Raw genomic sequence first — 13305 nt, 5'->3', positions numbered from 1 at the left:
GGGGCCGGGTCGGACCGCTGATGCGACGATCAGAGCTTGGTCCATGCCTCCGTGAGGGTGGCGCGCAGGATCTGCTCGATCTCGTCGAAGGTCTCCTGGTTGGAGATCAGCGGCGGGGCGAGCTGGACGACCGGGTCGCCGCGGTCGTCGGCACGGCAGTACAGGCCGTTCTCGAACAGGGCCTTCGAGAGGAAGCCGTACAGGACGCGCTCGGTCTCCTCGTCGTTGAAGGACTCCTTCGTCGCCTTGTCCTTGACCAGCTCGATGCCGTAGAAGAAGCCGTTGCCGCGGACGTCGCCGACGATCGGCAGGTCGTGCAGCTTCTGCAGGGTGGAGAGGAAGGCGCCCTCGTTGTCCAGGACGTGCTGGTTGAGGTTCTCGCGCTCGAACAGGTCCAGGTTGGCGAGGCCGACCGCCGCGGAGACCGGGTGGCCGCCGAAGGTGTAGCCGTGCAGGAAGGTGTTGTCGCCCTTGTAGAACGGCTCGGCGACGCGGTCGGAGACGATGCACGCGCCGATCGGGGAGTAGCCCGAGGTCATGCCCTTGGCGCAGGTGATCATGTCCGGCACGTAGCCGAACTTGTCGCAGGCGAACATCGTGCCCAGGCGGCCGAAGGCGCAGATGACCTCGTCGGAGACCAGGAGCACGTCGTACTGGTCGCAGATCTCGCGCACGCGCTGGAAGTAGCCGGGAGGGGGCGGGAAGCAGCCGCCCGCGTTCTGGACCGGCTCCAGGAAGACCGCGGCGACGGTGTCGGGGCCCTCGAAGAGGATCTGCTGCTCGATCTGGTCGGCGGCCCAGCGGCCGAAGGCCTCCGGGTCGTCGCCGTGGATCGGGGCGCGGTAGATGTTGGTGTTCGGGACCTTGTGGGCACCGGGCACGAGCGGCTCGAAGGGGGCCTTCAGCGCCGGCAGGCCGGTGATCGACAGGGCGCCCTGCGGGGTGCCGTGGTAGGCGACCGCGCGGGAGATGACCTTGTACTTGGTCGGCTTGCCCTGCAGCTTGAAGTACTGCTTGGCCAGCTTCCAGGCGGTCTCGACGGCCTCGCCGCCGCCGGTGGTGAAGAAGACCTTGTTCAGGTCGCCCGGCGCGTGGTCGGCCAGCCGCTCCGCCAGTTCCACGGCCTTCGGGTGGGCGTACGACCACACCGGGAAGAACGCCAGCTCCTGGGCCTGCTTGAAGGCGGTCTCGGCGAGTTCCGTGCGGCCGTGACCGGCCTGGACCACGAACAGACCGGCGAGACCGTCCAGGTAGCGCTTGCCCTTGTCGTCGTAGATGTAGGTGCCCTCGCCCCGGACGATGGTCGGGACGGGCGAGTTCTCGTACGAGGACATGCGGGTGAAGTGCATCCACAGGTGGTCGTACGCGGTGCGGCTGAGGTCCTTCTGGGTCACGGTTATCGGGTTCCCCACATGTAGGTCTGCTTCTTCAGCTTCAGGTAGACGAAGCTCTCGGTGGAGCGCACGCCGGGCAGCGCCCGGATGCGTTTGTTGATGACGTCCAGCAGGTGGTCGTCGTCCTCGCAGACGATCTCCGCGAGGATGTCGAACGAGCCCGCGGTCATCACCACGTACTCGACTTCCGACATGCCGGTCAGCGCGTCCGCGATCGACTCGACATCGCCCTCGACGTTGATGCCGACCATCGCCTGCCGGCGGAAGCCCACGGTGAGCGGGTCCGTGACGGCGACGATCTGCATGACGCCCTGGTCCAGCAGCTTCTGGACGCGCTGCCGCACGGCCGCCTCGGACAGGCCCACGGCCTTGCCGATCGCGGCGTACGGACGGCGGCCGTCCTCCTGGAGCTGCTGGATGATGGCGAGGGAGACGGCGTCCAACTGCGGGGTGCCGTTCCTGGACTCGCGGGACGAGTCCCTCTGGTCTGCGCTTCGACTGGCCACGAGCTCACTGTGCACGACGTCTCGACGGTTCCGCAAGGCCGTATCGATGAAATTCGTTGTTTCAGGTGTCGTGGATTGCGGATTTCGCAGACACGGCGGCGGTGGGGGTGTTGAAAACGTGGGATCTCGGATTACTGTGGGTGTCTCAGCCAATGGACACCCGAACTTGGAGGGCCGGCAGTGAGCACCGAGCTGCGTCGCCTGCGCAACTACATCGACGGTGAGTTCCGGGACGCCGCCGACGGACGGACCACCGAGGTGGTCAACCCCGCGACCGGCGAGGCGTACGCGACCGCCCCGCTGTCCGGCGCGGCCGACGTCGACGCGGCGATGGCGGCCGCGGCCGCGGCCTTCCCGGGCTGGCGCGACACCACGCCCGCCGAGCGGCAGAAGGCCCTGCTGAAGATCGCGGACGCGTTCGAGGAGCGGGCCGAGGACCTCATCGCGGCGGAGGTGGAGAACACCGGCAAGCCGACCGGGCTCACCCGCTCCGAGGAGATCCCGCCGATGGTCGACCAGATCCGGTTCTTCGCCGGCGCGGCCCGGATGCTGGAGGGCCGGTCGGCCGGCGAGTACATGGAGGGGATGACCTCGATCGTCCGCCGTGAGCCGGTCGGCGTCTGCGCGCAGGTCGCGCCGTGGAACTACCCGATGATGATGGCCGTGTGGAAGTTCGCCCCGGCGATCGCCGCCGGCAACACCGTGGTCCTGAAGCCGTCGGACACCACTCCGGCGTCGACGGTCCTGATCGCCGAGATCATCGGCGAGATCCTCCCCAAGGGCGTCTTCAACGTCATCACCGGGGACCGTGACACCGGCCGCCTGATGGTCGAGCACCCGACCCCGGCGATGGCCTCCATCACCGGTTCCGTGCGGGCCGGCATGTCGGTCGCCGAGTCCGCGTCCAGGGACCTCAAGCGGGTCCACCTGGAGCTGGGCGGCAAGGCACCGGTCGTCGTCTTCGAGGACACCGACATCGCCAAGGCCGTCGAGGACATCTCCGTCGCGGGCTTCTTCAACGCCGGCCAGGACTGTACGGCGGCGACCCGGGTCCTCGTCCAGGAGCCCATCCACGACGAGTTCGTGGCCGCGCTCGCGAAGGCCGCGGCCGAGACGAAGACCGGGCAGCCGGACGACGAGGACGTGCTGTTCGGCCCGCTCAACAACCCCAACCAGCTCAAGCAGGTCTCCGGGTTCATCGAGCGGCTCCCCGCCCACGCCAAGGTCGAGACCGGCGGGCAGCGGGTCGGTGACAAGGGGTACTTCTACGCGCCGACCGTCGTCTCCGGCCTCAAACAGGACGACGAGATCATCCAGAAGGAGGTCTTCGGGCCGGTCATCACCGTCCAGTCCTTCTCGGACGAGGACCAGGCCGTGGAGTGGGCCAACGGCGTCGAGTACGCGCTCGCGTCGTCCGTGTGGACCAAGGACCACGGGCGGGCGATGCGGATGTCGAAGAAGCTGGACTTCGGCTGCGTGTGGATCAACACGCACATTCCGCTGGTCGCGGAGATGCCGCACGGCGGCTTCAAGAAGTCCGGGTACGGCAAGGACCTGTCGGGGTACGGGTTCGAGGACTACACGCGGATCAAGCACGTGATGACGTCGCTGGACGCGTAGGCCGTAGGCCGGCTGCGGGTGCGTGGGGGCTGGTCGCGCAGTTCCCCGCGCCCCTTTCGGGGCGTCTTCGTTGCCCGGGGGCGAGAAGTAACGCCGTGTTGACCCGGGGCATCGACAAGGTGTCCGGTCCACGTCAGGTGACTTGACGCAGCGTCGATTGCCCGGTGACGGGCGGGCGCGACATCCTTCAGGTGTGCCCCAGACCTCTTCCCGCACGCCCGCGCTCTCCCGTCGCTCCCTGCTGCGCGCGCTCGGCGGCACCGCCGCGCTCGGGGCGCTGGCAGGCTGCGGGGTGCCCGCCGCCTACGTCAAGGCCGGCGACCGCGCCGTGACCGACCTGTCCGCCAAGGACCACAGGCTGGTCTTCGCGAACTGGCCGCTGTACATCGACGTGGACGACGACAACCCCAACAAGCGGCCCACCCTCGACGCGTTCGAGAAGCGCACCGGGATCTCCGTCGACTACATCGAGGAGATCAACGACAACGACGAGTTCTTCGGCAAGATCAGCCCGGCGCTGATGAACCACCAGTCCACCGGCCGCGACCTGATCGTCATCAGCGACTGGATGTGCGCGCGGTTCGTCCGCCTGGGCTGGGTCGAGAAGATGGACCGCGCCCACCAACCCAGCGTGGCGAAGTACCTGGACCCGCTGCTGCGCTCGCCCGCCTTCGACCCCGGCCGGCTGTACACCGTGCCGTGGCAGTCGGGCATCACCGGCATCGCGTACAACCGCAGGAAGCTGGGCCGCGAGATCCGGCACGTCAAGGACCTGTGGGCGAGCGACCTCAAGGGCCGGGTGACCCTGCTCTCCGGCCTCGACGAGGCCTTCGCGCTGATCATGCAGGGCAACGGCGTGGACATCACTCGGTGGACGGCCGACGACTTCCACGCCGTCTGTGACGAGGTGCAGCAGCAGGTCGACCGGGGCCAGATCCGCCGCTTCACCGGCAACGACTACACCAAGGACCTGGTCAGCGGCGACGTCCTGGCCTGCCAGGCGTACTCCGGCGACGTCATCCAGCTCCAGGCCGACAACCCCGACATCCGCTTCGTCGTCCCCGAGGAGGGCGCGGAGCTGTGGTCCGACTCCCTGATGATCCCGGACCGCGCCGTCCACAAGTCCAACGCGGAACGGCTCGTCGACTACTACTACGAGCCGGAGGTCGCCGCCGAGCTGGCGGCCTGGGTCAACTACGTCTGCCCCGTCCCGGCCGCCCAGCAGGTCCTCGCCGACTCCAAGGACAAGGACACCGCGGCCCTCGCCGGCAACCCCCTGATCTTCCCCAACGCGGCGATGCGCAAGCGGCTGGCGATCGCCCGGGACATCACGTCGACGGAACGGGTCGAGTTCGCCAAGCGGTGGAACATGATCGTGGGGTTGTAGGGGAGGTACAGTCGCCGCGCCTCAGCCCGCCGGTCGGTCCGGGTGCTGGTCCGGCCGCCACAGCCAGCGGAGGGCGTCGGGAAGCAGGACACCGCCGTGGTTGGCGCTGTGGCCGCCGTCGCCCAGCACAAGGCGGAAGTCGTAACCGGCTTCTGCGAGCGCGGCCGCGACGCGCAGGTTGTGGGCGAGCCAGTTCGCCTCGGGCTCGTTCCAGCGCAGGTCACGATGGCCCGCCTGCAGGAAGACGCGCAGCGGCTTGCGAGGGACGCGGGGGATGAGTTCGGGGTATGGGTTGCCGCCCGGCATCTGTGTGAAGCTGGACAAGTACCCGATCACGCGGCGGAATCTGTCCGGGCGCAGCCAGGCCGCGGTAAAGGCGCAGTTGCCGCCGCTGCTGCCGCCGCAGATGCCCCATCGGTCGGGGTCCTCGGCGATCGAGTAGCGCTTCGTGACCTCGGGGATGATCTCCGTCAGGAGAAATCTGACGTACCGGTCGTCGTAGGCGTCGTACTCGGTGTTGCGGTTCTTCGGATCCTCGGCGTCCGGGAAGACACCCGGGTCGACGAACACGCCGATGGTGACCGGGATGTCTCCCCGGTGGACGAGATTGTCCAGAACGATCGCGCCGCGGACCTCCCCTTCAGGGTCCAGGTACCACCCTCCGTCCTGGAACACCATCAGCGACGCCGGCTCCGAGGGGTGGTACCGGGCGGGCACATGCACCCAGAACTTCCGTGACGTTCCCGGGTAGATCGCGCTGTCGCTCCAGTCGAACTCGATCGTCTCGCCGGCCGGAACGCCCGGCTGCACGGCGGAGTCGGGGCCATGCGCGTAGCGCACGTCCGTCTGGTCGAGCGGAAGCGGCTGGTAGGGCACCTCGGTCGTCACGTGAGCCAACCTAGTGCCGCATCAGGCGACGTTCACCCTCACCGGGGGAGCCAGGTTGATCAACCGGCCGCCGATGCCTGGCGGACGTGACTGCTTGCGCCACTACGCACCGCCCGGGACACCCGTATGACCGTGCACTGAACGGGATCATGTGCGGATGGCACGTTCTGGCGGAACGAGCACACCGCCGATATCCGCTTGCGCACTCTCGTCACGTGGGCCAACGTCGCCTGACACCCGACGAAGGCGGAGACGATGACCACGCAGACCCACCATGTCGACGACGAACTCGTCCAGGCCGCGGCTCACGTGGCTCGTACTCGCTGCCGGGGCGACAACCACACCATGGCGGCCGCGGCCCGCGCCCGGGACGGACGGATCATCACCGCGGTGAACGCCTACCACTTCACGGGAGGCCCCTGCGCTGAGCTGGTCCTCATCGGCACGGCAGCCGCCCAGGGAGCCTACGAGCTGGACACAGTCGTCGCCGTGGGCGACCGCGATCGAGGGGTTGTTCCGCCGTGCGGCCGATGCCGTCAGGTCCTTCTCGACTACTTCCCCGCCCTCAAGGTCATCGTTGGCGGAGACGACCGCGTCCGGACCGTCCCCATCACCGACTTGCTGCCCGAAAGCTACGTCTGGGGAGCCCACCGGCTCGAGACCGACTAGGCCGCGCCGCTCGGCACTCCATGGGAAGCCAGTGCGGGGGCCTCTTCGCCAGGGTGCCCCGAGTCGGATCACCAGTTGGCACCATGGCTTGTTGTCGCCGAACTCGATGGCGCACTGTTCAATGGGGGCTTCCTGGCCGCGGGTTGACGCGGAACATTCGACGGTGGGGGTGTGGTGGCAGGACGAATACTGACGCGAGGCCGTTCGATGGGCCTGGCCGCTCTGCTCCTGGTGCGTTCGGCGGTGGTGTTCCTGGGGGTCGAGGTCGGCGCCGGCGTCCTTCTGCACGTCACGCAGAACGTCTGGCTGACGTTGCTGGTGTATCCGGGCCTCTATGTCCTGGCCTTCCTCCTTCTCGCGCTGATGGTGCCGGGCATGGAGGAGCCCGAGGGCTGGGCCGTCGTGGCGACGATCGTGGTGCCCGTCGCTGCTCTGGTCGTGATGCACCTGACCATTTCGGGCCTGGACCAGCGGGCGCTGCACGCCGACGGCCGGGTGGAGCGGGCGACGGTGACCAGGGTCTACTGGGTCGACCAGGGTGCCGATCCGCCGACTCACGTCGCGGATCTGGACGATCCGTCAGGACGGCCACTACCGGGCGTAGTCACCGGGGACGGGCTGAAGGCCGGTCAGACCATCACCGTCACCGTGGATCCCCACGGGAAGATCCCGGTGCTGCTGGGCACCCCTTCGACGGGTTCGGGGAAGTTCCGGGTGGCGGCCATCACCGCGGGCGTCGAGATCCTGTCCCTGGCGCTGGCGGCCTACCAGGGCGTCACGTACCGGCCGGCCACGAAGACGACGGACAAGCCGAAGCGAACGCGGAAACCCAAAGACGTTCCGGCATGACATACCCGTAGCGTCAGGAGCCCGGGCGATGATTCCGCGCGTCTTCCAGTTGCTGCTCGAGGGCAAGTACGCGGCCGACGTCTACAGGCAGCTGCATCCGGCCCGCAGGATCAAGGGGAGTCCCGCCCCCGCTCTGCACGGCGGGGCGTTCATCAACCGGCAGGCGTGGAACCGCCCCGGACGCCGGGGATCAGGCGCGTCCGGCCCTCCGGTGTGGCAGTGGTTGTCGCTCACACCAGGCTCACCGCCTTGTCAACGGCACCGGCGACGTCGCCGCCGGCGGGGCAGAGCAGGGAGCGGCCGACGACCAGGCCCTGCGCGGTGGGCTGCCGCAGGGCTCGACCACCCGGGCGGTGTCCTGCAGGGCCGACGGGGTGGCGGGGTCGGCGAGGGCGATGCGGGTGAGCATCTTGCCGTCGAGGACGCCGAGCAGGAGCAGGTCCTCAGGATGTCGGCGGTGCCGAGGGCACCGGGGGGTGTGGCGAGGTCAAGCCCGGCCGTGCGCCATCAGGGCGGCGTGCGGCAGTATCAGGACACCGCCCGGTCCGGTGAACTCCGCGCACAGCGACTCGAAGTGGTTCTTGATCTCGGCCACGACCACCGGATCCTGGCTCGTCACGATGCGGCCGATCGTCGCCACCCCGGCGGCCGCTCCGCTCCACCACTCCTCGACCGTCGTCCGGTGGTCCCAGGTCACGGTGGAGCAGGCGACGTCCGTCAGGCCCGCCGCACCGAGCAGCCCGGCGAAGCCCTGTTCCGTACGGGGGAAGTCGTCCTCGGCGGCGAGACCCGGCAGGTGGGCCGGGCGAACGACACCTGCCGCCCGCACCGCCCTGCCCAGCAGGGCCTGTCCCGCGGCCGGGGGAACCGCCCAGACGGTGACGGCTGCCCGACCGCCGGGACGCGTCACCCGCCGCACCTCCCGCAGGGCTTCCCGAGGGCGCCCGACATGGTTGAGGACGAAGTTGCCGACCACGGCATCGAACGCGTCGTCGGCGAACGGCAGACAGGGCAGGGCCGCAAGCCGCACGTCGGCCTCCGGGGCCGCCGACGCGGCCCGGGCGACCATGCCGGGCTCGGCATCCGCCGCCGTCACCTCGGCTCCGCGCGCACTCGCGGCCGCGGCGACGGTGCCCTGCCCGTCCCCACGTCGAGGACACGAACCCCCGCCCCGACCCCGGCCGCGTCGAGGAGGCCGGGCACCGGATACGCGCAGAGCCCGGCGAAACTCGCAGCGTACGCATCGGCCTGCCCCGCCCGGCCGCGCCGCTCGGACTCGTCGAACGCCGTCCGCACTGCTCGACCCCCGTCCTGTGCCGCTTTCAGCCTGCGCGGTCGTGCGGGCTACGCGGCGCCGCGCAGTACCGAGCGCAGGTGTTCGGCGCTGGCCCACACGTCCTCGACCGGGCCCTTCTCCTTCGGCTCCGCGGTGAGGATGGTGTCCTGTTCGAGGACGTACCAGCCGTCGTAGCCGCGGCTGGTGAGGTGGGTGACGATGGCCTCGACGTCGACGTCGCCGGCGCCCAGCGGACGGTACATGCCGGCGCGGACGGCGTCCGTGTAGGTGAGACGGCCGGACTGGACCTTGGCGGCGAGGGAGGCGTCCACGTCCTTCATGTGGGTGTGGGCGATCCGCTCGGGCGCCTGCCGGGTCAGCTCCGCCGGGTCGGTGCCGCCGATGAGCAGGTGGCCGGTGTCCAGGCAGAGGGAGATCGACGAGTCCTCCAGGACCCGGCGGACCTCGTCGCCGTTCTCGATCATCGTGCCGACGTGCGGGTGCAGGACGGCCCGTACCCCGCGCTCGGCGGCCAGTGCGGTCAGCCGGTCGAGGTTGGACAGGAGCAGCTTCCAGCCGTCGGCGTCCAGCTCCGGGCGGGAGTCGTAGCCGTCCTGGCCGGTGATGGCCGACAGGACGAGGACCTCGGCGTCCGAGGCCGCGTAGTTCGCCAGGAGCTGTTCCGCCTCGGGCAGCGGGTCGTGGCCGGGGACGTGCAGCAGCAGCGGGGTGAAACCGCCGACGGCGTGCAGGTCGTGGTCGGACAGGACGCGGGCCATCGCCTCCGGGGCGGCGGGCAGGAACCCGTCGGGGCCGAACTCGGTGGCGGCCAGACCGACCTCGCGCATCTCCTTCAGCACCCGCTCGGGCGTCAACTGGTAGCCCCAGCCGGGCACTTCGCACACGCCCCAGGAGATGGGCGCGCCGGCGATCCGGTTCAGCTGTGGGGTGGTCATGCCGTGGCCTTTCGGTGGTTCCAGTGGGGGCCGGTGACGCCTGGGGTGGCGTCGACGAGGACCGGAGTCGTCGCCGGGCGGGTCATACCCGTCCGGGCGCGGGTGCGGAGGGCGTCCGGGGGGCGGAAGAGCGGGTGGTGGACGGCCGGTCCGTCGTCCGGGGGGCGGCGCGGCTCCGCGGCGGACCGGCAGCCCCGGCCGCAGCGCGGGCCGATCGGCAACTCCACGGGCGCCATCGCCCTCCCCGTTCAGGAAACTGTCGGAACGCGGCCGTGCCCGACGCACCGACCGGTCCCGCACCGCCGCCGGCCGGACCGTTCACGTGGTCGCAACGCTAGGGTCGGGAAGGGATTTGGTGAAGCCCTCGAACCCCTCAATTGGCCATCATCAGGACCGTCATTTGCCCGTCATCGGGCGATGCCGGTGGACCGGCTCCTGGCCCGGCCCGTTCTATCTCCAACCTCTGTTGTTCCTAGAATGGCCGGGTGAACGACATCGACGCGATCGCTGCGTTGCAGGATCCGGTGCGACGCCGGCTGTACGAGTACGTGGCCGCGCAGGGCGGACGCGAGGTCGGCCGCAACGAGGCCGCCGAGGCCACCGGCGTGGCGCGCACGCTCGCCGCGCACCACCTGGACAGGCTGGCCGAGGCCGGGCTGCTCGACACCGGCAGCCGGCGGCTGACCGGGCGCTCGGGACCGGGCGCGGGCCGGCCGGCCAAGGTGTACACGCGGGCCCGGGAGGAGCGGGCGGTGTCGCTGCCCGCCCGTGACTACCGCACCGCCGCCGAGTTGCTCGCCGAAGCAGCCGAGCAGGCGGGGCTGGACGCCGGGCTCTGCGCGGCGGCGCACCGCCGGGGCGAGGCCCTGCGTGGTTCGGCGGCGCCCTGCGGCAGCCTCGAGGCGGCCATGGAGACGCTCGCGGCCCGCGGTTACGAACCGTACCTGGAGGCCGCCGGGGGAGCCCCGGGCGCCGAGGCCTCGGCCGTCGTCCGGATGCGCAACTGCCCCTTCCACGCCGTCGCCGAACGCTTCCCGCCGCTCGTGTGCGGGATGAACCTCGCCCTGCTGGAGGGGTTGCTCGGTACCGGCGGTGCGGTCCGAGCGCGCATGGCCGCCCGGCCGGGCGAATGCTGCGTGGTGGTGGAGGCCGCCGACGAAGAACTCTAAAAACAACGATGATTGACATAGAAGGGGGTGCGTGCTGGTATGAGGCCATGACCGCATCCGCGTACGCAGCCCACCTCGCCCAGCTGAATGTCGCCACGCTCCGCTTCCCCCTCGACGACCCGCGCATGGCGCCGTTCGTCGAGATGCTCGACACGGTCAACTCCGCTGCCGACGAGGCGCCCGGCTTCGTGTGGCGGCTCGTGGAGGACGGGGCGAGCGACGCCACCGCCCTGCGCCCGGCGGGCGAGGACGTCATCGTCAACCTGACGGTGTGGGAGACGCAGGACGCGCTGTGGGGCTTCACCTACCGCAGTGGGCACCTGGACGTCCTGCGGCGCCGGCGCGAGTGGTTCGAGCGGCACGTCGAGGCGCACCTGGTGCTCTGGTGGGTCCCCGCCGGTCACCTGCCGACCACCGGCGAGGCCCTGGAACGGCTGGCCGACCTGCGTGCGCACGGACCCTCGGCGCGCGCCTTCACCTTCGCCTCCGCCTACTCCGCGGACGAGGCCGCGGCCGCTCTCGCGCAGCACCCCGGCGCGGACGTCCGTACCGCTCCTGCCGGACGCGGGTGAGGGGCGTTCGGCGGACGCCCCCCATCGCGGCTCAGGACGCCCGGGCGGTCTCCGGCCGGCCGTCGACGGGCTGCCGTGCCGGAGCGCCCGTGCCCGTGCCGGTGTGGCCGGTCTCGCCCAGCGGGGCCGGCCGCACCACCGTCAGCGGGCAGAACGCGGCGCTGATCGCGGAGATGAGCGGCATGCCCCGCTGCCGGCGTCGGCCTGTACCTCGGTGAAGATCAGCGGCGCGCGAGGGCGGCCACCGGCCCGGGATCCGGTGGCCGAGGGAGGTGCCCTTGTGGCGGCTCCGGGCGGAGGGGGGCGGGTCAGACGGCCTTGACGGGCGGGTAGACCGGCTGCCACACGGCGGCCCTGACCCGTTTCTCGATGGTGTCGTCGACGGTCGTGCCGGCCACCCCGTCGGCCGCCGCGGCGCGGGCCACCGCCACGGCGACCGCCACCGAGGTCTCGCGCAGCTGGTCGGTGAGGGGCAGGATCGGCGCGCCGGGGCCGTCGGCGTCCGTCTGCCCGGCGACGGCGTGCGCGGCCGCGACCAGCATGCCGTCGGTAACCCGGGTGGCCCGGGCGACGATCGCGCCGAGTCCGAGGCCCGGGAAGACCAGCGCGTTGTTGGCCTGCCCGATCAGGTACCGGACCCCGTCCTGCTCGACCGGGCGGAACGGGCTGCCGGTGGCGATCAGGGCGCGGCCGTCGGTCCAGGCCAGCAGGTCGGCGGGGACCGCCTCGGCCAGGTCCGTCGGGTTGGACATCGGCAGGATGATCGGCCGCTCGGCGTGGGCGGCCATCGTACGGACGATCTCCTCGGTGAAGGAGCCGCCCTGCCCGGAGGTGCCGATCAGGACCGTCGGCCGGACCCGTGCGACGACCTCGGCCAGTGCGATGCCGCCCACCTCCTCGTCCTGCTGCCAGTCGGCGACCTCGGCGGCCGGGCGGGCGTAGCGGACCTGGAAGTCGCGCAGGTCCTGCTGGTCCCCGGTGAGCAGGCCGTGGCGGTCGACGCCGAAGATGCGGGCGGTGGCCTCCTCCGCGGTCAGGCCGTCGGCGACCATGGCGTCCCGCAGCTGGTCGGCGATGCCGATACCCGCGGTGCCCGCGCCGAAGATCACCACCCGGTGGTCGCGCAGCGGGATGCCGCTGGCCCTCACCCCGGAGAGCACCGCCGCGAGGTTGACGGCACCGGTGCCCTGCACGTCGTCGTTGAAGGTGAACTCGGTCGGGCGGTAGCGCTCGAGGATGCGGCGGGCGTTGGCGGGGCCGAAGTCCTCCCAGTGCAGCAGGGCGTGCGGGAAGAGCCGGCGGGCGGTGGTGACGTAGGCGTCGATGAAGGCGTCGTACGTCTCCCGGTCCGCGCGCGGGTGCCGGTTGCCGAGGTAGAGCGGGTTGTCGAGGAGCTCCTGGCGGTTGGTGCCGACGTCCAGCATGACCGCGAGGGTGCGGTTCGGGTCGATGCCGGCGGCGGCGGTGTAGACGGCGAGCTTGCCCACCGAGATGTCGATGCCGCCCACCCCCCAGTCGCCGATGCCGAGGATCGCCTCGCCGTCCGTGGCGACGATCAGGTCCACGTCGTCCGGGCCCAGGCCGGAGGCCGTGAGCGCGCCCTCGATCTCCTCCGGGGCGTGCACCGACAGGTACACGCCGGCCGGGCGCCGGTACTCGTTGCTGTAGCGCTGGATCGCCTTGCCGACCGTCGGGGTGTAGACGATGGGCAGCATCTCGTCGAGGTGGTCGCCGAGCAGGCGGTAGAAGAGCACCTGGTTGCGGTCGTGCAGCGCGGTGAGGTTGACGTTCTTGGCCAGGTCGGTCGGTTGTGCGGCGTACTGCTGGTACGCCCGTTCGGCCTGCTGCTCCAGGGTCAGCACCGCCGGCGGCACCAGGCCCACCAGGCCCAGCATCCGCCGCTCCTCGGGAGTGAAGGCGGTGCCCCGGTTGAGGCGAGGCTGGGAGAGCACGGCACGGCCGCGGGCGGTGGTCTCGATGCGCCCCTCGCCGGAATTCCACTGGGTCGTCATGATCGGC

At 70.8% G+C, this 13305-nt stretch carries 13 protein-coding genes and 2 pseudogenes; 6 read left to right on the top strand and 9 right to left on the bottom strand.

Annotated features, from left to right (window positions below):
- Positions 1-29: 29 nt before the first annotated feature.
- Complete coding sequence (locus JF597_RS41530; RefSeq protein WP_294008897.1) at positions 30-1412, bottom strand: aspartate aminotransferase family protein; 1383 nt, start codon at positions 1410-1412, stop codon at positions 30-32.
- The gene (locus JF597_RS41525) at positions 1397-1915 is read right to left on the bottom strand and encodes an Lrp/AsnC family transcriptional regulator (protein ID WP_294008895.1); all 519 of its coding nucleotides are present in this window, start codon (positions 1913-1915) and stop codon (positions 1397-1399) included. Before JF597_RS41525 ends, JF597_RS41530 begins: the two co-directional genes overlap by 16 nt.
- A gap of 165 nt (positions 1916-2080) precedes the next feature.
- Between JF597_RS41525 and JF597_RS41520 the strand changes: the two genes are divergently transcribed.
- Positions 2081-3520, top strand: a complete 1440-nt coding sequence (locus JF597_RS41520; protein WP_294008893.1) for a gamma-aminobutyraldehyde dehydrogenase — start codon at positions 2081-2083, stop codon at positions 3518-3520.
- Positions 3521-3713: 193 nt separating this feature from the next.
- Positions 3714-4907: an extracellular solute-binding protein gene (locus JF597_RS41515; protein WP_294008891.1), complete on the top strand. Its 1194-nt coding sequence runs from the start codon at positions 3714-3716 to the stop codon at positions 4905-4907.
- Positions 4908-4928: 21 nt separating this feature from the next.
- On the opposite strand, the gene JF597_RS41510 is transcribed toward JF597_RS41515, so the two are convergent.
- Positions 4929-5795 (bottom strand): alpha/beta hydrolase-fold protein, encoded by an 867-nt coding sequence (locus tag JF597_RS41510; protein ID WP_294008889.1) that lies wholly within the window; start codon positions 5793-5795, stop codon positions 4929-4931.
- 255 nt (positions 5796-6050) lie between these two features.
- On the opposite strand from JF597_RS41510, the gene JF597_RS41505 reads away from it, so the two are divergent.
- Entirely contained in the window at positions 6051-6464 is a 414-nt protein-coding gene (locus JF597_RS41505) for a cytidine deaminase (RefSeq protein WP_294008887.1), read from the top strand.
- A gap of 174 nt (positions 6465-6638) precedes the next feature.
- Positions 6639-7313, top strand: coding sequence for a hypothetical protein (locus JF597_RS41500; protein WP_294008885.1), 675 nt, complete (start codon positions 6639-6641; stop codon positions 7311-7313).
- A 230-nt stretch (positions 7314-7543) separates the two neighbouring features.
- Here the strand turns inward: JF597_RS41500 and JF597_RS41495 are convergent.
- From JF597_RS41495 to JF597_RS41480, 4 genes and pseudogenes are all read right to left on the bottom strand, one after another.
- Positions 7544-7651 (bottom strand): annotated as a pseudogene (locus JF597_RS41495) (aldolase); the annotation flags it as partial.
- Positions 7652-7800: 149 nt separating this feature from the next.
- Positions 7801-8609 (bottom strand): annotated as a pseudogene (locus JF597_RS41490) (class I SAM-dependent methyltransferase).
- A 48-nt stretch (positions 8610-8657) separates the two neighbouring features.
- Positions 8658-9545, bottom strand: a complete 888-nt coding sequence (locus JF597_RS41485; RefSeq protein WP_294008883.1) for a sugar phosphate isomerase/epimerase — start codon at positions 9543-9545, stop codon at positions 8658-8660.
- Entirely contained in the window at positions 9542-9781 is a 240-nt protein-coding gene (locus JF597_RS41480; RefSeq protein ID WP_294008881.1) for a hypothetical protein, read from the bottom strand. The genes JF597_RS41485 and JF597_RS41480 overlap by 4 nt, the downstream gene beginning before the upstream one ends.
- 249 nt (positions 9782-10030) lie before the next feature.
- Between JF597_RS41480 and JF597_RS41475 the strand changes: the two genes are divergently transcribed.
- Together JF597_RS41475 and JF597_RS41470 are read left to right on the top strand one after the other, a co-directional pair.
- Complete coding sequence (locus JF597_RS41475; RefSeq protein ID WP_294008879.1) at positions 10031-10714, top strand: transcriptional regulator; 684 nt, start codon at positions 10031-10033, stop codon at positions 10712-10714.
- 47 nt (positions 10715-10761) lie between these two features.
- Positions 10762-11286: a DUF3291 domain-containing protein gene (locus tag JF597_RS41470; protein WP_294008877.1), complete on the top strand. Its 525-nt coding sequence runs from the start codon at positions 10762-10764 to the stop codon at positions 11284-11286.
- A 31-nt stretch (positions 11287-11317) separates the two neighbouring features.
- Here the strand turns inward: JF597_RS41470 and JF597_RS41465 are convergent, their stop codons facing one another.
- Together JF597_RS41465 and JF597_RS41460 are read right to left on the bottom strand one after the other, a co-directional pair.
- Entirely contained in the window at positions 11318-11470 is a 153-nt protein-coding gene (locus JF597_RS41465) for a hypothetical protein (RefSeq protein WP_294008875.1), read from the bottom strand.
- A gap of 124 nt (positions 11471-11594) precedes the next feature.
- A complete protein-coding gene (locus tag JF597_RS41460; protein ID WP_294008873.1) occupies positions 11595-13298 on the bottom strand; it encodes an NAD-dependent malic enzyme in 1704 nt (567 codons plus the stop codon).
- Between the last annotated feature and the right edge of the window lie 7 nt (positions 13299-13305).

It is taken from the genome of Streptomyces sp. (genome assembly GCF_019510245.1).
Taxonomy (GTDB): domain Bacteria; phylum Actinomycetota; class Actinomycetes; order Streptomycetales; family Streptomycetaceae; genus Streptomyces.
Note: the sequence above shows the minus strand (reverse complement) of the source record. Positions and strands in the feature narration are given on the sequence as shown.

Excerpts from the sequence above, each read along its gene's own strand:
- JF597_RS41505 (WP_294008887.1), top strand. The coding sequence starts at position 6,051 with ATGACCACGCAGACCCACCATGTCGACGACGAACTCGTCCAGGCCGCG.
- JF597_RS41485 (WP_294008883.1), bottom strand. The coding sequence starts at position 9,545 with ATGACCACCCCACAGCTGAACCGGATCGCCGGCGCGCCCATCTCCTGG.
- JF597_RS41480 (WP_294008881.1), bottom strand. The coding sequence starts at position 9,781 with ATGGCGCCCGTGGAGTTGCCGATCGGCCCGCGCTGCGGCCGGGGCTGC.
- JF597_RS41470 (WP_294008877.1), top strand. The coding sequence starts at position 10,762 with ATGACCGCATCCGCGTACGCAGCCCACCTCGCCCAGCTGAATGTCGCC.
- JF597_RS41465 (WP_294008875.1), bottom strand. The coding sequence starts at position 11,470 with ATGCCGCTCATCTCCGCGATCAGCGCCGCGTTCTGCCCGCTGACGGTG.
- JF597_RS41460 (WP_294008873.1), bottom strand. The coding sequence starts at position 13,298 with ATGACGACCCAGTGGAATTCCGGCGAGGGGCGCATCGAGACCACCGCC.